Source organism: Streptomyces sp. NBC_00249 (assembly GCF_026342355.1).
Lineage (GTDB): Bacteria > Actinomycetota > Actinomycetes > Streptomycetales > Streptomycetaceae > Streptomyces.
This window is the reverse complement of the sequence record NZ_JAPEMV010000008.1, coordinates 166,213-182,806: the sequence shown is the minus strand read 5'-3', so window position 1 is coordinate 182,806 and position 16,594 is coordinate 166,213. Positions and strand designations below refer to the sequence as shown.

Sequence of the window (16,594 nt, the reverse complement as noted above, 5' to 3'; positions counted from 1 at the left end):
GGGCGGCTTCGTCTGCGACAGGGGAGGGGGCGCAGGGGCGCTCAGCGCTCCAGGAAGGCGAACAGCTCTTCCCACCGGTCGGTGATCTCGGCGCTGGAGTAGCGGCGCACAGTGCGGAAACCGGTGTCGCCGAGCCGGTCGCGCAGATCCGCGTCCGCCATCAGCGCGTCCAGGTGCGCGGCCAGCTCCATCGTGTTGCCGAGGCGGGCCAGCAGCCCGTCCTCACCGTGCCGCACGATCTCCCGTACCCCGGGCGCGCAGTCGAAGGCCGCCACCGGCAGCCCCGCCGCCATCGCCTCCAGCAGGGTGATCGGGAAGCCCTCCGCCCGTGAGGCCTGGGCGAAGACGGAGGCCCCGCGCAGCGCGCCCAGCACGTCGTCGGTGCTGCCCATCCACTCGACGGACTCGTCCAGCCCGAGCGCGGAGCAGTGCGCCCGCAGGGCGGGCTCCTCCGCGCCGGCCCCGTAGATCCGCAGGGTCCAGTCGGGGTGGTGCGGGGCGGCGTCGGCCCACGCGTCGAGCAGCAGGTCCATGCCCTTCTCGAAGGCGAGGCGGCCGACGCTCGCGACGACCTTCGCGGTGCGCGGGGCGGGGGAGTCCGGCATGAACGGCAGCGGGTTCGGCATGCTGTCGACGTTCTCCATGCCGGCCCGGATCCACAGGTCCGCGTCCTCCGGGGTCAGCACCAGCAGCCGGTCGACCTCCGGGTAGTGGCGGCGGACCCGCTCGCCGCGGGTGGACTTCTGGCTGGCCTCGAAGGACTCGTGGCTCATGCCGATCACCGAGAGCCCCTTGGTGTCGGCGAGGGCCACCCACTCCATCGCCCAGACCTGGGTGACGATGACGACCGCGCCCGGCCCCGCCGCGCGGAACAGGCCGCTCAGCGTCTCCGCCTTGTCCCGCATCTTCGCCCGCCGGGCCGCCTGACGGCGCCGCTCGGGTGCGTTGAGGCGGCCCTTGACCCCGTGCAGGCGCCGGGCCCTGGGCGGGTGGGTGTCGTAGAGCGTGGTCATCGCGTACGGCAGGTCCTGCGGCAGCTTCTGCCGGATCTCCGGTGCGACGGGCGCGATGCCGACGATGTGCACCCGGTGCCCGCGCTCGCACAGCAGCCGGGCCATCTGGTGCGACCAGGTGGTCACGCCGCCGAGCTCGTCCACGCTGTTGGAGACGATGAAGACGTCACGGCCCTGGCTCACTTGCCGCTCCTGGTGAAGAACTTCTCGACGATCTGGCGGGCGGCGTCCCCGCGGTCGTACTCGCCGAACTCGGTGAGGAAACGCTGACGGGCCTGCGCGTACTTGGCGTCGGCCTCGTCGAAGGCGGAGAGGGCCTGCAGCAGCTCGTCCGCCGTGGCCACCACCGGGCCCGGAGCCTTCTCCTTCAGGTCGAAGTAGGTGCCCCGGATGTCGGTGGAGTACTTCTCGTAGTCGTACGCGAAGAACACCATCGGCCGGTCCAGCACCGCGTAGTCGAACATCACGGACGAGTAGTCGGTGATCAGCCCGTCGGCCAGCGCCAGCAGCGGGGTGATGTCGTGGTGGCGGGACACGTCCAGGACCCGGCCCGCGACCGACGGCGGCAGGGAGACGCTGTTGAGGTAGTGCGTGCGCACCAGCAGCGTGTACCGGTCGCCGAGCCGGTCGGCGAACTCCTCCACGTCGAAGGGGAACTCGAAGCCCTCCACCGTGCCGTCCGCGTTCGCCCGGAAGGTCGGCGCGTACAGCAGCACCTTCTTGTCCGGGTCGATGCCCAGCTCGGCGGCGAGCGGCCCGCGCACCCGCTCCCCGCTCTGCGCCTCCGCGCGGTGCGCCTCGACGAGGGCGTCGTTGCGCGGGTAGCCGGTGCGCAGCAGGACCTCGTCGCGCAGCCGGAAGCCCTTCGCGAGGGTGCGGGCGTCGTGCTCGGAGCGGATCAGGAAGTGGTCGAAGCGGTCGACGGCCGCCTGGAAGCGGTCCTGGCCGGCCTTGCCCTGCGCCTTGGTACGGGGCTCGTGGAAGCCCATGCGCTTGAGGGCGGAGCCGTGCCAGGTCTGGATGTACGTGGTCCCCGGGCGCTTGGCCAGCGCCAGCGGGAAGCCCTGGTTGTCGACCCAGTACTCGGCCTGGGCCAGCGCCCGCAGGTACGCCCAGCTCCAGCGGCGCACCAGGGTGGCCTCCTTGGGGAAGCCGGTGGGCTTGCCGCCCGCGTAGGACCAGATCGCCTCGAAGGGCGCGCCCTGGCGCACCATCTCCTCGTAGATCGCCTTGGGGCTGTCGCTGTACTGCTTGCCCATGTGGCTCTCGAAGACGACGGTGCCCTTCTTGAGTGGCAGCTTCGAGAAGACCTCGTGGTAGAGCTTCACCTTCTGCTCGCCCGAGCCGATGTTGCGGCGGGCCTTCAGGGCCCGGCGCAGGCCGCGCTTGACCACGCCCGCGGCCTTGCCGTGCATCGCGCTGTTGATCAGCGACTGGGTGCGCACGGCGGCGGGGCCCTCGGCGGTCAGGACGTAGGAGAGGTTGCCCTTCTTGGTCATCTCCGGCTCGAACCGGTCGGACACCAGACGGGTCAGGCGGGGGCGCACGCGCAGCCGGGCCGCCGACTCCAGGTCGACGCCGCCGACGGAGACGCGGGTGGTCATCCGGTCGCCGCCGGCCGTCAGCTTCAGGCGGACGTCCCAGACGGCGTCGATGATGCCGAGGGGGCGGACCGTGCTGCCGACGTCGGCCGTGGCGGTCCACTCGATCGTGTCACCGGCGTGGCGCACGGTTGCCACCGGGAAGCTGAAAGAACGCACCCCGATCTGGCGGCGGGCCCGGAATTCGAGCGTGGCCTTCAGCTCGGCGCCCTCCTGGATCCGGCCCAGGGGGTTCACGACGGCACCGGACAGGGTGACCGTGCCGCGCCCGTCGTCCTCGTAGGAGGTCAGACGGTTGCCGAGGATCAGGGACGACAGCGCGGTCGTGTGGAAGCCCTGGTCGGTGACGTCCAGTATCCGGCGGCCCTCGGCGTCGTCGAGGTGGCGGGAGCACCAGTAGACGCGCCCGTCGCGCTCGGCGAGGGGGGAGGACAGCCGGCCCTTGTTGGTCATCGCGTCGGCGGCCGGGAGGAGGTTGTCCCAGTCCTCCTTGCCCAGCAGGTAGGCGCAGATGGCCTGCAGGTGGGTGACGTTCTCGTACGCGGCCGGGTCGATCCCCGCGAGGTAGCCGTTGGCGAGCCGGGCGAACTCCTGGCGGTACGTGTCACCGAGCAGGGGCAGGTCGCGCAGGTGGAGCACCAGGTCGTGCTTGAGGAACTTGGTGTCCTTCGCGGACTTGATGTCGGTGTGGCCCTTGGCGGCGAGCAGCTCGTCGACGCGGCGGTGGATCTCCATCCGGTGGACGAAGTTCGCGATCTCGTGGCGCCGGTTGCTGATCGACTTCGCCGAGGCCTTCTCGACCACGTTCCAGAAGTACACGTGGTTGGGGATCAGCGTGATGCGGCGGGCGGCGACGTACGCCTGCGCCGAGAACAGCAGGTCCTCGTAGTGGATGCCGACCGGGAACTCCAGGCCCTGCTCCAGCAGGAACGCGCGGCGGTAGCACTTGTTCGTGGAGAGCGTGTCGTAGACCAGCAGGTCCGGGTACTCGGTGATCGACTCCAGCGTGCGGGTGCGCGCGTAGATCCACGGGTACCACTCGGTGGTCTTGCCCCACCGGTTGTCGAGGTGGACCCGCACGCACATGCCGGAGACCAGGTCGGAGCCGGTGCGCTCGGCGGCCGCCAGCATGTTGCGGCAGGCGTTGCGCTCCAGCACGTCGTCGCTGTCCAGGAACATGACGTAGGTGCCGGTGGCCTGCTGGATGCCGTGGTTGCGCGGCGCGCCGCAGCCGCCGCTGTTCTGCGGCAGCTGGAAGGCGCGCACCCGTCCCGGATGCGCTGCTTCGAGCTCCTTGGCGACCGCGTAGGACCGGTCCTTGCTGCAGTCGTCCACGATCACGACTTCGACCCCGCGCAGGGTCTGGTCCAAAACCGACTGGACGGCTGTCGGCAGACGCTCTGCGTCGTTGTAGACGATGACGACCACGGAGACGTCAGGCACGTGCACCTCGATCCCTTCGTTCCATTCCGCTTATCCCGTCAAAGCTACCGTGTGCGGCACACGACTCAGGCAGGCCGACGCCCGGCGTGCATACTTCTAAGGAAGAGCTGAGTGGTGGGGCCGGCCATCCATAATCACCCGTTCGGACCTGGCAGGAAGTTGTTCATGAAGCTGTCCGTAGTCGTCCCTTGCTACAACGAAGAAGCCGTCATCGACAGCTTCGACGTCGAGATCCGCAAGGTTCTGGACGCTCTGCCCGTCGAGTACGAGGTCTGCTACGTCGACGACGGCAGCCGCGACGGCACCCTCGGCAAACTCCGTGCGATCGCCGCCGAGCACGGCGACCGCACCCGGTACGTCTCCTTCAGCCGCAACTTCGGCAAGGAGGCCGGCATGCTCGCCGGACTGCGCGAGGCCACCGGCGACGCCGTGGTGATCATGGACGCCGACCTCCAGCACCCGCCGGAGCTCATCGCCACCATGCTGGAGCACTACCGGCAGGGCCACGACCAGGTCATCGCCCGGCGCACCCGCGAGGGCGACAAGAAGGTCCGCTCCGCGCTCAGCCGCCTCTACTACCGCGGCGTCAACCGCTGGGTGGACGTCGAGCTCACCGACGGGGTCGGCGACTTCCGGCTGCTGTCCCGCCCCGCCGTCGACGCACTCCTCGCGCTCCCCGAGTACAACCGCTTCTCCAAGGGCCTCTTCTCCTGGATCGGCTTCGACACCGTCCACTTCGACTACCAGAACGCCCAGCGCGAGGCCGGCGAGACGAAGTGGAAGTTCGGCGCCCTGCTGAACTACGGCATGGACGGCCTGATCTCCTTCAACAACCGGCCGCTGCGCATCGGCATCTGGCTGGGCGTGTCGCTGGTCGGCCTGACCGTCCTGTACGCGCTGTGGATCACCGTCATGGCGATCACCAACGGCATCGACTCGCCCGGCTACGTCACCCTGGTCGCGATGATCGCCGGTATCGGCGGCGTCCAGATGATCATGCTGGGCCTGATCGGCGAGTACATCGGCCGCATCTACTACGAGACCAAGCGCCGCCCGCACTTCCTCGTCAAGGAGGCCCACGGCGCCGAACGCGTCCCCGGGATCTCCGAAGCAGTGATCGCGGAGCGCAGCAGCCGATGACCTCCCCGACGCCCGCTCCTCCCGCCGACCGCACCCGGCGGGAGCAGCTCGGCCAGATCCTCCGCTTCGCCCTGGTGGGCGGGGTCAACACCGGCACCTTCTTCGGCATCTACCTGCTGCTGCACCCGTGGCTGCCCTACTTCGCCGCGTACACCCTGGCCTTCGTGCTGTCGATGATCGGGTCGTTCTTCATGAACACCTACTTCACCTACCGCACCCGCCCCACCTGGAAGAAATTCCTCCTCTTCCCGCTGACGAACGTCACGAACTACGTGATCCAGTCGGCCGGCCTCTACGCCCTGGTGACCTGGGCCGGGCTGGACACCCGCATCGCCCCGCTCGTCGCGGCCGTCGTGGCCATCCCGTTCACCTTCCTGCTCTCCCGCAAGATCCTGACCCCCGGCACCGGACCCACCGCCGAGCCCGCACCCGAGCGGACCTCGTCCACGGTCTGAAACCCGGCCGCGGCCGTGGCGCGCCACCCCGTAGATTGGGGCGGACAGTGGTTCTCCGGCCGGTTCCCGGCCGGGCGAGGGGCAAGGGGAAAGACGTGTCAGCGGCTAGGCAAGGTGTCGTGGACGCCCGCAGGATCGTGGTCAAGGTCGGATCCTCCTCCCTGACCACGGCGGAGGGCGGACTCGACGCCGACCGCGTGGACGCGCTGGTCGACGTCCTGGCCAAGGCCCGCAGCGGCGGCGAGAAGGAGATCGTCCTGGTCTCCTCCGGAGCCATCGCCGCCGGACTCTCCCCGCTCGGCCTGCGCCGCCGCCCCAAGGACCTGGCCCGGCAGCAGGCCGCCGCCAGCGTCGGCCAGGGCCTGCTCGTCGCCCGGTACACCGCCTCCTTCGCCCGCTACGGCATCCGCGTCGGCCAGGTGCTCCTCACCACCGACGACACCAGCCGCCGCGCCCACTACCGCAACGCCTACCGCACCCTGGACCAGCTCCTGGCGATGGGCGCGCTGCCCGTCGTCAACGAGAACGACACCGTCGCCACCGATGAGATCCGCTTCGGCGACAACGACCGGCTCGCCGCCCTCGTCGCCCACCTCGTCCGCGCCGACCTCCTCGTCCTCCTCTCCGACGTCGACGGGCTCTACGACGGAGACCCCTCGCTGCCCGGCACCACCCGCATCGACGAGGTCGGCGGCCCCGAGGACATCGCCCACGTCTCCATCGGCAGCGCCGGCAAGGCGGGCGTCGGCACCGGCGGCATGGTCACCAAGGTCGAAGCGGCACGCATCGCCGCCGCCGCGGGCATCCCCGTCGTCCTCACCTCCGCCAGCCACGCCGCCGACGCGCTGTCCGGACGGCAGACCGGAACGCACTTCCACGCCACCGGCCGCCGCTCCGCGGACCGGCTGCTGTGGCTCCAGCACGCGTCGACCCCGCAAGGACACCTCGTCCTCGACGACGGAGCCGTCCGCGCCGTCACCGAGCGCGGCAGCTCCCTGCTCGCCGCCGGCATCGCGGCCGTCGAAGGCGACTTCGCCGCCGGGGACCCCGTGGAACTGCGCGCCGCCGACGGCCGCGCCGTCGCCCGCGGCCTCGTCAACTTCGACGCCAAGGAACTCCCGCAGCTCCTCGGCCGCTCCACCCGCGAGCTTGCCCGGGAGCTCGGACCCGCGTACGAGCGGGAGGTCGTCCACCGCGACGATCTGGTGCTGCTCCAGGGCTGAGGTTCGGTAAAACCGCCGCGCGCAGGGCCGGGGACTGGTCAACTGTGAGGGGCGGACACGCGTAGGGCGCAGACAGGAGGCGGCTGGTGAGACGAGCGCTGACCAGCGTCAGCACCGGGGACGGTGGCGGTGGCGAGGAGCAGGACGTCTCCCGGCTCTGGCACGTCACCCTCAGCGTTTCCGGCAAGCCGGCGCCGCTGTCCGAGGTCCGACGCGGACTGGAACAACTGGCCCACGACCACCCCTTCCTGCTGACCAGCCGGTACGCCGACGACCACGCGGAGATCCGGTACTGGGAGGAGGCCCGCGACCTCCACGACGCGGCCGCCGTCGCGCTGCGGCTCTGGGGCGAACACCGCTCGTCGGCGCAGCTGCCGCCGTGGGAGATCGTCGGCCTCGAGGTCATCGACCGCGCGACCTACCGCCAACGCGTCGCGGAAGGCTACGGCCCACCCCCGGCCCACCCGGTGGGCGTGCACCCCTATTAGACGCGCCGCTCGCGCGGTGCGGCCCTGGCGGGCCTTACCGGCTTCGCGCCGCTGCGCCGGCCTCCGGCCGGCGGTGGCCGGGCGGGGCCGGTTCGGGTGGCCGGGCCCGTCTTTCGTCTGCGGACCGTTGCCCGCTGCGCGGGGCGGGGTCCCCTACCCGCCCTTCCACCGTTCCCGCCTCAAACGCCGGCGGGGCTGGGTGGGCCGGGCTGTCCCTTTCGCGCTGGGCGCGCATCACGACACGGCGCTCCGCGCCCGCGCCTCAAACTCCCCCAGCTACCGCTGGGAGGTGCCCCCTGGCGGGGCTGGGAGTGCCCTCCGGGCACCCCAGCCGCGACGAACGGCTACGCCAGCCACATCCAGCCCCGCCGGCGTTTGAGGCGCGGGGTCTGGGGCGGAGCCCCAGGGGCTTTCAGCCGCGCCGGCGTTTGAGGCGCGGGGCCGGGCAGCGCCCGGGGAACGGGCGAAGGGTGGGGCGGGGAGGAGCCCGCGCAGCGGCACACCTCCGTTCGGCTCGGGCCGGCGTTGCGGGGAGGGGCCCGGGCCCGGGCGGTAGCGGCCCCGGAGCGGGGTCGGCGCGAGCCGAGTCGCGGCGGCCGGCGGCCCGGTGCGGGGGCCGGCCGGGGTGTCCCGGGCCCGGGACAGGGCGGGGTGTCTCGGGGGATGGAATCGCGGCCGGGCGCCCGGCGGCGGGGACTACCCTGGCCGCATGACCTCGCTCGACGACGCCACCGCCACCACCTCGCCCGTCCTCGCCACCGCGCGAGCCGCCCGCACCGCGGCCGCGGCCATCGCCCCACTCCCGCGGTCCGCGAAGGACACGGCCCTGCTGGCCATCGCGGACGCGCTGGAGGCCCGCACGGCCGAGATCGTCGCCGCCAACGCCGTCGACACGGCGAAGGCCGCCGCGGCCGGCACCAGCGAGACCGTCATCGACCGCCTCACCCTCACCCCCGAGCGCGTCGCCGCCATCGCCTCCGACGTCCGCGACGTCGCCGCCCTCCCCGACCCCGTCGGCGAGGTCGTCCGCGGCAACACCCTCCCCAACGGCATCGACATCCGCCAGATCCGCGTCCCGCTCGGCGTCGTCGGCATCATCTACGAGGCCCGCCCCAACGTCACCGTCGACGCCGCCGCCCTCTGCCTGAAGTCCGGCAACGCCGTGCTCCTGCGCGGCAGCTCCTCCGCCTACGCCTCCAACACCGCCCTCGTCGGCATCCTCCGCGACGCGATCGAGAGCGCCGGACTGCCCGCCGACGCGATCCAGCTCGTCCCCGGCGAGTCCCGCGACTCCGTCCGCGAGCTGATGCGCGCCCGCGGCCTCGTCGACGTCCTCATCCCGCGCGGCGGCGCGTCCCTCATCAAGACCGTCGTCGAGGAGTCCACCGTCCCGGTCATCGAGACCGGTACCGGCAACTGCCACGTCTACGTCGACGCCCAGGCCGACCTCGCCATGGCCGTGGACATCCTCATCAACTCCAAGGCGCAGCGGCCCTCCGTCTGCAACGCCGCCGAGACCCTCCTCGTGCACCGCGACATCGCCGGGGCCTTCCTCCCGCTGGCGCTGGACGCCCTCGCGGACGCCGGGGTGACCGTGCACGGTGACGCCGAGGTGCTCTCGTACGCCGAGGAGTCCAAGGTGACGGCCCTGCCCGCCACCGACGAGGACTGGGCCGCCGAGTATCTCTCCTACGACATCGCCGCCGCCGTCGTGGACTCCCTCGACGACGCCGTCACCCACATCCGCCGCTGGACCTCCGGCCACACCGAGGCGATCGTCACCACCTCGCAGGCCGCCGCCCGCCGCTTCACCCAGCTGGTCGACTCCACCACGGTCGCCGTGAACGCCTCCACCCGGTTCACCGACGGTGGTCAGTTCGGCTTCGGCGCCGAGATCGGCATCTCCACGCAGAAGCTGCACGCCCGGGGCCCGATGGGCCTTCCCGAGCTCACCTCCACCAAGTACATCGTCACCGGCGACGGTCACGTACGGTAATCGTCCCCAAAACGCGGTGTGGCCGGATTCCGGATTGCACCCTGCCCAAAGCAGCCCCCCAGGTCTATGTTGGTCTCGTGCCGGACGACGTGGGGGGCAAGCCGTTCCCGGACGACGGGGAGCCCGACGACGACCGCGGAGGCGCGGATCAGGACTTCGCCTCCGTGGTGTTCGACGAGGCCTTCGTCCGGAACGCCGAGATCCATGAACCGAGCGCGGCCGAGCGCCAGCGCACCGCCGACCGCGCCCGCGCGGAGGCCGAAGCAGCCCGCGTCACCGGAGGCTGGTCCGGAGAGGACGAGGACCACGGCTACCCCGAGGGCTACGGACTCGACGACCCCGGCTGGGAGGCCGGCCACTACGGCTACGGCTACGCCGAAGGCCCGTACGGGGCCTACGGCGGCAGCCTGCGCCCCTACCGCGGCCGATCGCCCTGGCTGCGCCCCGTCGCCTGGGTGCTCGCCGTCGTGATGGGGCTCGGCATGGTCGCCCTGGCCTTCAGCGCCGTCTACCGCAGCGCCGCCGGCGAGGCGGACCCCGCACCTGCGCCCGCCAGTACGCCGCTCAGGGAAGTCACCGGCGTCGGTGCGTTTACGTACCCCGTCGTTCGCCAACCCTGAAGGTACGACCCCGCTCGCCTGTGCCGGAGCTGGGGGCTTCTCTGAAGCGGGGACAGCGGGGAGAAGCGATGGCCGTTCCAGGAGATCCACCAGGCGGCACCCCCGAGGGCATCGGCGGGGGTGACGACGAACTACGCCCGGACGAGTACCGGTCGGTGGTGTTCGACGAGGACTTCGTCCGCGCTGCCCGGCTCCAGGAGTTCTCCGCCCAGGAACGCATGGGCGAACACGCGCGGGCCGTCCGCAGCCGCTCCATCTGGTCGGGAGCCGGCTCCGCGTCCCACGGGACGGGCCGCCCGGGGCGCGGCGCCCGGCAGGGCATGCTGCTCGTGCTGCTCATCGCCACCGCTTTCGCGGTCGCCGTCTACATGGGTCTGCGCAACCCCTACATGCCCCCGGCCGACGGCGGCACCGAACCCCTCACCAGCACCGTCGTCCCCCTCGCGCCCGCCGGGGCGGTGCCCGGCGGCCGGCCCGCCGACCTCTACGCGCACAGCCCCGCCGCCGAGTACCGGGTCGGGGCGGCCGGGATCACCCTTCCGGCCGTGCGCCGCACCCACCACTTCGCCGAGAGCCAGGTCGTCGCCGCGCTGTCCATCGCCAAGGACTACCTCGTGCAGTCCTCGCTGGACCCCGACGTCCTCTCCGGCACCGCCTCCCGGCCCGTCCGGGTCCTGCTCGACCCCGGCCAGCTCGCGCAGTTCGACGAGAGCATCGCCGCGCCCTCGGGCGACGGCCGGCACGCCGCCACCGGCTGGCTGGTCCGCTTCGACCCCCGCACCGCCGTGATGGCCGACTCCCGGGTCCGCGTCAGCGGCACCCTCGACGTCCAGGAGCTGAGCCCCGAGGTGCTGGAGGTCACCTCCGACCACACTTTCGTGTACGCCGTGCGCCCGGCGGCCGGGCCGCCCGCCGCCGTCGACGGGGCCTCGCTCTTCACCGTCCGCCGCGAGCTGCGGCTGCGCTTCGACCGGGAGGACCTCACGGCGCGCCGCGCGGAGCTGGCCTCCGCCTACGTGATGGCCGGGCCGCAGGACTGCGCCACCGAGCCCGCCGAAGGCTTCCGCCCCCTGCTGGCCGGAGCCGGACCCACCACCGTCGGACCGCCCGCGAGCGACCCGTACGCCAGCGGCCACCCGAGGCGCACCGCCGGGCTGTGCGGCGTCCTGGCCACCGCCGGAGCGGCGACGGCCCCGCCCTCGCAGATGCCCGCGCCGCCGACGGCCCGGACACCCGCCCCGCCGGAGGGCGGATCCTCGGTCAGCCCCGCTCCGTAGCGCCCCCGCCGTAGGTGCCCTCAGAGCCCTTGGGGTCCTTCGCGTCCGGGGAACCGCCGGTGCCCGCGCCCGCGCCGGTGAACCTGTCTCGCAGCTTGCCGCCGAGGTCGCCCGCGCCACCGGCTATGTCGCCGACCAGCTTCATCAGCGGATCCTTGCTGGTGCGCACCGACTCCGCGTAGTGCGAGGCGGACTGGCGGAAGGAGTCGGTCACCGAGGTGTCCTTGTCCTCCTCCCGGCGCGGGTAGTGGCCGTCCATGACCCGCTGGTAGTCGCGGTTCTGGGACCACTTCTTCAGCTCGGCCGCGCGCACGGTGGCGAAGGGGTGCGTCCGGGGCAGCACATTGAGGATCTTCAGGACGGAGTCGCGCAGGTCCCCGCTCTGCTCGTACTCCTCGGCCTGGGCCAGGAAGGCGTCCACGTTCATCTCGTGGAGGTGGTTGCCGCCCGCCAGCTTCATCAGCCCGCGCATCGAGGCGTTCACGTCCTGCCCCACCAGCAGTCCCGCCCGGTCAGCCGACAGCTCCGACTTGCGGAACCACTCCCGCAGCGCGGTGACGAGCGCCATGATCGCCACATTGCCCAGCGGGATCCACGCCACCTTCACCGCGAGCGTCGTCAGGAACAGCAGGATCGTGCGGTACACGGCGTGCCCGGACAGGGCGTGGCCCACCTCGTGGCCCACCACCGCCCGCATCTCCTCCTCGTCGAGGAGCTCCACCAGCCCGGTCGTGACCACGATGATCGGCTCGTCCAGCCCGATGCACATGGCATTGGGCTTCGGGTCCTGCTGCACGTACATCTGGGGGACCTTCTCCAGGTCCAGGATGTAACAGGCGTCGCGCAGCATCTCGTACAGGTGGGGGAACTGGGTCTCGCCCACCCGCACCGAGTCCGACAGGAACAGCAGCCGCAGGCTGCGCTCCGGGAGCAGGCCGCTGAGCGCCTTGAACACCGTGTCGAAGCCCGTCAGTTTGCGCAGCGCCACCAGCGCCGAACGGTCCGCGGGGTGCTCGTACGCCCGCGAGGAAATACCGGGGAACCGCCTGCGGTTCCGTGCCGGTGCCTTCTCGAATCCGGTGTCCGTCATAGGGCCCTCCCCCTCGATCGGCCTGTGGTGCCTGGTGCCTATCCTCTCCAACGCCTGAGTCGGCGTGAGCGTGCCCCGGGCCCCCGCATACGATGTGAGCGAAATCTCCGCCCGCTCCCCGACTCGATAGGTACCTGCCTGATGAGCCTCTCCACCACCGCCCACAACCTGGTCGTTCTCGCTTCGGAGGGAGCCGAGCAGCACGGCGGTAACCACGACAGCCTGAGCCCGTACCTGACCGGTGGCGGCGCCTTCGTCATCCTGCTCCTCATGCTCTGGGTGACCACGCGCCTGAACCGCGACCGCTGAACCGGCCGCAGACCCCCGTTTCGGGTCCGGACCTCAGTGGACGTGCCACCGGGCCAGTAGGCTCTGCGCTCATGGGAGAGCAGGAAGTGCCTACGGGCCCGGTCAAGCGCCGGCTCGGCGTGATGGGTGGGACGTTCGACCCGATCCACCACGGACACCTGGTGGCCGCCAGCGAGGTCGCCGCCCTTTTCCACCTCGACGAGGTGATGTTCGTACCCACGGGCGAGCCGTGGCAGAAGTCGCAGCGGGCCGTGTCGCCCGCCGAGGACCGCTACCTCATGACGGTCATCGCGACGGCCTCGAACCCCCAGTTCTCGGTGAGCCGCATCGACATCGACCGCGGCGGCCCGACGTACACCATCGACACCCTGCGGGATCTGAGCGCGCTCAACGACGACGCCGACCTGTTCTTCATCACCGGCGCCGATGCCCTCGCCCAGATCCTCACCTGGCGCAACGCCGACGAGCTCTTCTCCCTCGCCCACTTCATCGGTGTCACCCGGCCCGGCCACGTGCTCACCGACGACGGACTGCCCGAGGGCGGCGTCTCCCTCGTGGAGGTCCCCGCCCTGGCCATCTCCTCCACGGACTGCCGCGCACGCGTCGCCGAGGGCGATCCCGTCTGGTACCTGGTGCCGGACGGTGTCGTGCGTTACATCGACAAGCGTGAGCTGTACCGGGGAGCCTGAGCTTCCGGAGAGAGGGGCCCCGCGGTGACCGACCCACAGGATCAGTACGGCCGATACGATCCGCACACAGCCCAGGCGCAGCAGCTCGTCGGCTACGACCCGTACGGCAGGCCGGTCTACGCCCCCGTGCCCGCGCAGCCCGCGCCGCAGCAGTACGGCCAGCAGCAGTACCAGCAGCCCCAGCCGCAGCAGCAGTACGAACAGCCGTATGCGTACGAGCAGCCGCAGCAGCCGTACTACCCGCCCCAGCAGGAGTACCCCCAGGCCCCGCCCTACGGGTACGACACCCAGCAGGCCCAGCAGTGGATCCCGCAGCAGGGCGCCCCGGCCGGGCCGCGCCCCGAGCCGCCCGGCGCCGCCCCGGTGCCCGAGCCGCGCCGGGAGCCGGCCGGTGCCCCGGCCGTGCCGCAGGACCCGGACTACCGCACCGAGCAGTTCGCCTTCATCGACCAGCCCGACGAGGACTCCGAGGACGTCATCGACTGGCTGGCCTTCACCGAGAGCCGCACCGAACGGCGCGAGGAGGCCCGCCGCCGCGGCCGCAACCGGATCGTCGCGCTGGTCGTCGTCCTCGCCCTGTCCGTCGTCGGGGGCATCGGCTACCTCTGGTACGCGGGTAAGCTGCCCTTCCTCGACGGCCCCGGCGACAAGAAGGCCCCCGCGGCCGCCGCCGGGGCGCAGAAGCGCGACATGATCGTCGTGCACCTGCGCAACACCAAGCGGGGCGGCAGCTCCACCGCCCTCCTCGTGGACAACGTCACCACCCGCCAGGGCGCCACCGTCCTGCTGCCCAACACCCTCGCAATCCCCGGCCAGGACGGCACCGGAGCCCCCCTCGGCAAGGCGGTCGACGCCGGCGCCCTCGGCACCCGCGAAGCCCTCGACACCGTCCTCGGTACCCGCATCGGCGGCACCTGGCGCCTGGACACCCCCTTCCTGGAACGGCTGGTCGAGCTGCTCGGCGGCGTCGAGGCCGACACCGACGTCGCGGTCCCGGCCGACGACCAGGCCAGGACCCCGGCCGTCGGACAGGGACCCAAGCAGAGCCTCACCGGCGCGATGGCCGTCGCCTACGCCACGTACCGGGCCCCGGGCGAGCCCGAGGCCAAGCAGCTGGAGCGCACCGGCAAGGTGCTCCAGGCCGTCCTGCGCAAGATCCCCGGCGACCCGAAGGCGGCGGCCACGACCGTCGAGAGCATGGGCCAGATCCTCGACCCGGGGCTGGACGCGCAGAACCTCGGCGCCCTGCTGTCGCGGATCGGCGAGCACGCCAAGGTGGGCGCGTACCGCACCGAACTGCTCGGGGTGAAGGCGGACGGCGGCCTCACCGACGAGGCCAACAAGAAGGTGGTCAAGGAGCTGCTCGGCGGTTCCTTCACCGCGGCCCAGCCCGGAGCCGCCCTCCGCGTGGGCCTCAAGGACGCCACCGGCGACGAGAAGACCCGGATCGCGGCGAAGGCGGCCCTGCTCAACGGCGGCTACGGATTCGTCGACGGCGGCAGGTCCGACCGGACCGCGGCCACCTCGCAGATCACCTACCAGGACGACGCCCAGCGGGACCGGGCGCTCGAGGTCGCCAAGACCCTCGGGCTCGCGGAGAGCGCCGTGAAAAAGGCGGAGAACACCGTGAACGCGGACGTCGTGGTCACCCTGGGCAAGGACTACAAGGCGTCCTGACCACCTTCGGTCAGGGCCGTGAACAGGGGATACGCCCGCGCGGGACGTTCCGCGCGGGCGGTGTCGGCGGTACATGAGACCCTTGTAAGGATCTGCCCGCCAACCCGAAAGCATGGCCAGTGACCGCCACGGACCGCTCCATCGAGCTCATCACCGCCGCCGCCCAGGCCGCGGCCGACCGGCTCGCGCACGACATCATCGCGTACGACGTCAGCGATGTGCTGTCGATCACCGATGCCTTCCTGCTCGCCTCCGCGCCCAACGACCGCCAGGTCAAGTCGATCGTGGACGAGATCGAGGAGCGGCTGCTCAAGGAGCTCGGCGCCAAGCCGGTGCGCCGCGAAGGCGACCGCGACGCCCGCTGGATCCTGCTCGACTACGTCGACATCGTCGTCCACGTCCAGCACAGCGAGGAGCGCGTCTTCTACGCGCTGGAGCGCCTGTGGAAGGACTGCCCCGAGATCGAGCTCCCCGAGGACGCCAAGCTCACCCTCGGCAAGGCCGAGGAGCACGCCAAGCTGCGCGAGGCGCAGGGCGACGACGAACTGGACGGTGATCTGTTCTGAGCGCGACCGACACGGGCAAGACCAGCGCCGCCGCCGATTCCGGCGCCGGCAAGTCCAGCACGTCAGGCAGGAAGATCGTCCTCTGGCGGCACGGCCAGACCTCGTGGAACCTGGAGCGCCGCTTCCAGGGCTCCACGGACATCGAGCTGACCGAGACGGGCGTGGCGCAGGCGCGCCGCGCCGCCCGGCTGCTCGCCTCGCTGAAGCCGGACGCCATCGTGGCTTCCGACCTGAAGCGGGCCTCCGCCACGGCGGCCGAGCTGTCGGCCGTCACGGGCCTGTCCGTCGAGCACGACGAGGCACTGCGCGAGACCTACGCCGGCGAGTGGCAGGGCCTCACGCACGACGAGATCCTGGCGAAGTACGGCGAGCAGTACGCGGCGTGGAAGCGCGGCGAGCCCGTCCGCCGTGGCGGCGGTGAACTGGAGACCGAGGTCGCCGACCGCGCCGCTCCGGTGGTGCTCGGCCACGCCGACCGGCTGCCCGAGGGCGGCACCCTCGTCGTCGTCAGCCACGGCGGCACCATCCGTACGACGATCGGCCGCCTGCTGGGCCTGGAGGCGTACTACTGGGAGGGCCTCGGCGGGCTCTCCAACTGCTGCTGGTCCGTCCTCGGTGAGGGCGCGCGCGGCTGGCGGCTGATGGAACACAACGCCGGCACCCTGCCGGAACCGGTGCTCGGCGACGACGACTGAGCCCCTGACCGGGCGCCGGCCGCGTACCGGCCGGGCGCCGTCCGAGCCCTCGCGCGGAGCGTCGCGGGGCGGCTCGGACCCGGATTTCACTTTCCGGCTGGTCACAGGCTAGAGTTCTTCTTGTTCGCAGCGAAGAACACCGGAAACGGGGGGAAGCGCAGCGGAGAGCGGGGCTATAGCTCAGTTGGTAGAGCGCCTGCATGGCATGCAGGAGGTCAGGAGTTCAATTCTCCTTAGCTCCACAATCAGGATCCCGTCCCCAACAGGGGGCGGGATCCTTGCGTTTGTTCCTTTTGTGCTTGCTGACCCGGC

The 16,594-nt window shown here is 71.6% G+C and carries 15 protein-coding genes and 1 tRNA gene; 13 read left to right on the top strand and 3 right to left on the bottom strand.

Features of this window, described 5'->3' with window-relative positions; all coding sequences use genetic code 11:
- Positions 1 to 41: 41 nt before the first annotated feature.
- Together OOK31_RS30535 and OOK31_RS30530 are read right to left on the bottom strand one after the other, a co-directional pair.
- The gene (locus OOK31_RS30535; protein ID WP_267090612.1) at positions 42 to 1,196 is read right to left on the bottom strand and encodes a glycosyltransferase; all 1,155 of its coding nucleotides are present in this window, start codon (positions 1,194 to 1,196) and stop codon (positions 42 to 44) included.
- The gene (locus tag OOK31_RS30530; protein WP_267090611.1) at positions 1,193 to 4,063 is read right to left on the bottom strand and encodes a bifunctional glycosyltransferase family 2 protein/CDP-glycerol:glycerophosphate glycerophosphotransferase; all 2,871 of its coding nucleotides are present in this window, start codon (positions 4,061 to 4,063) and stop codon (positions 1,193 to 1,195) included. Before OOK31_RS30530 ends, OOK31_RS30535 begins: the two co-directional genes overlap by 4 nt.
- 159 nt (positions 4,064 to 4,222) lie before the next feature.
- Between OOK31_RS30530 and OOK31_RS30525 the strand changes: the two genes are divergently transcribed.
- The 7 genes from OOK31_RS30525 to OOK31_RS30495 all read left to right on the top strand — a co-directional run bounded on the left by OOK31_RS30525 (position 4,223) and on the right by OOK31_RS30495 (position 11,256).
- Positions 4,223 to 5,197, top strand: coding sequence for a glycosyltransferase family 2 protein (locus tag OOK31_RS30525; protein WP_267090610.1), 975 nt, complete (start codon positions 4,223 to 4,225; stop codon positions 5,195 to 5,197).
- The gene (locus OOK31_RS30520; RefSeq protein WP_267090609.1) at positions 5,194 to 5,652 is read left to right on the top strand and encodes a GtrA family protein; all 459 of its coding nucleotides are present in this window, start codon (positions 5,194 to 5,196) and stop codon (positions 5,650 to 5,652) included. The genes OOK31_RS30525 and OOK31_RS30520 overlap by 4 nt, the downstream gene beginning before the upstream one ends.
- A gap of 95 nt (positions 5,653 to 5,747) precedes the next feature.
- Complete coding sequence (gene proB, locus OOK31_RS30515) at positions 5,748 to 6,875, top strand: glutamate 5-kinase (RefSeq protein WP_267090608.1); 1,128 nt, start codon at positions 5,748 to 5,750, stop codon at positions 6,873 to 6,875.
- A gap of 83 nt (positions 6,876 to 6,958) precedes the next feature.
- Complete coding sequence (locus tag OOK31_RS30510; protein ID WP_323188277.1) at positions 6,959 to 7,363, top strand: hypothetical protein; 405 nt, start codon at positions 6,959 to 6,961, stop codon at positions 7,361 to 7,363.
- Between the two features lie 709 nt (positions 7,364 to 8,072).
- A complete protein-coding gene (locus tag OOK31_RS30505) occupies positions 8,073 to 9,359 on the top strand; it encodes a glutamate-5-semialdehyde dehydrogenase (protein ID WP_267090606.1) in 1,287 nt (428 codons plus the stop codon).
- 77 nt (positions 9,360 to 9,436) lie between these two features.
- Entirely contained in the window at positions 9,437 to 9,979 is a 543-nt protein-coding gene (locus OOK31_RS30500; protein ID WP_267090605.1) for a hypothetical protein, read from the top strand.
- Positions 9,980 to 10,047: 68 nt separating this feature from the next.
- The gene (locus OOK31_RS30495) at positions 10,048 to 11,256 is read left to right on the top strand and encodes a hypothetical protein (RefSeq protein ID WP_267090604.1); all 1,209 of its coding nucleotides are present in this window, start codon (positions 10,048 to 10,050) and stop codon (positions 11,254 to 11,256) included.
- Here OOK31_RS30495 and OOK31_RS30490 read toward each other — a convergent pair.
- Positions 11,240 to 12,346, bottom strand: a complete 1,107-nt coding sequence (locus OOK31_RS30490; RefSeq protein ID WP_267090603.1) for a M48 family metallopeptidase — start codon at positions 12,344 to 12,346, stop codon at positions 11,240 to 11,242. The genes OOK31_RS30495 and OOK31_RS30490 overlap by 17 nt on opposite strands.
- Before the next feature lie 141 nt (positions 12,347 to 12,487).
- Here OOK31_RS30490 and OOK31_RS30485 point away from each other — a divergent pair, with 141 nt between their 5' ends.
- From OOK31_RS30485 to OOK31_RS30460, 6 genes are all read left to right on the top strand, one after another.
- Positions 12,488 to 12,655, top strand: a complete 168-nt coding sequence (locus OOK31_RS30485; RefSeq protein WP_267090602.1) for a hypothetical protein — start codon at positions 12,488 to 12,490, stop codon at positions 12,653 to 12,655.
- Between the two features lie 71 nt (positions 12,656 to 12,726).
- Positions 12,727 to 13,344 (top strand): nicotinate-nucleotide adenylyltransferase, encoded by a 618-nt coding sequence (gene nadD / locus OOK31_RS30480; protein WP_267090601.1) that lies wholly within the window; start codon positions 12,727 to 12,729, stop codon positions 13,342 to 13,344.
- Between the two features lie 24 nt (positions 13,345 to 13,368).
- The gene (locus tag OOK31_RS30475) at positions 13,369 to 15,021 is read left to right on the top strand and encodes an LCP family protein (protein WP_267090600.1); all 1,653 of its coding nucleotides are present in this window, start codon (positions 13,369 to 13,371) and stop codon (positions 15,019 to 15,021) included.
- A gap of 119 nt (positions 15,022 to 15,140) precedes the next feature.
- Positions 15,141 to 15,587 (top strand): ribosome silencing factor, encoded by a 447-nt coding sequence (gene rsfS, locus OOK31_RS30470; RefSeq protein WP_267090599.1) that lies wholly within the window; start codon positions 15,141 to 15,143, stop codon positions 15,585 to 15,587.
- Positions 15,588 to 15,661: 74 nt separating this feature from the next.
- Positions 15,662 to 16,282, top strand: coding sequence for a histidine phosphatase family protein (locus tag OOK31_RS30465; RefSeq protein ID WP_267090865.1), 621 nt, complete (start codon positions 15,662 to 15,664; stop codon positions 16,280 to 16,282).
- 169 nt (positions 16,283 to 16,451) lie between these two features.
- Positions 16,452 to 16,524, top strand: a tRNA-Ala gene (locus tag OOK31_RS30460).
- Positions 16,525 to 16,594 lie beyond the last annotated feature (70 nt).

Excerpts from the sequence above, each read along its gene's own strand:
- OOK31_RS30525 (WP_267090610.1), top strand. The coding sequence starts at position 4,223 with ATGAAGCTGTCCGTAGTCGTCCCTTGCTACAACGAAGAAGCCGTCATC.
- OOK31_RS30520 (WP_267090609.1), top strand. The coding sequence starts at position 5,194 with ATGACCTCCCCGACGCCCGCTCCTCCCGCCGACCGCACCCGGCGGGAG.
- OOK31_RS30505 (WP_267090606.1), top strand. The coding sequence starts at position 8,073 with ATGACCTCGCTCGACGACGCCACCGCCACCACCTCGCCCGTCCTCGCC.
- OOK31_RS30495 (WP_267090604.1), top strand. The coding sequence starts at position 10,048 with ATGGCCGTTCCAGGAGATCCACCAGGCGGCACCCCCGAGGGCATCGGC.
- OOK31_RS30490 (WP_267090603.1), bottom strand. The coding sequence starts at position 12,346 with ATGACGGACACCGGATTCGAGAAGGCACCGGCACGGAACCGCAGGCGG.
- OOK31_RS30485 (WP_267090602.1), top strand. The coding sequence starts at position 12,488 with ATGAGCCTCTCCACCACCGCCCACAACCTGGTCGTTCTCGCTTCGGAG.
- nadD (WP_267090601.1), top strand. The coding sequence starts at position 12,727 with ATGGGAGAGCAGGAAGTGCCTACGGGCCCGGTCAAGCGCCGGCTCGGC.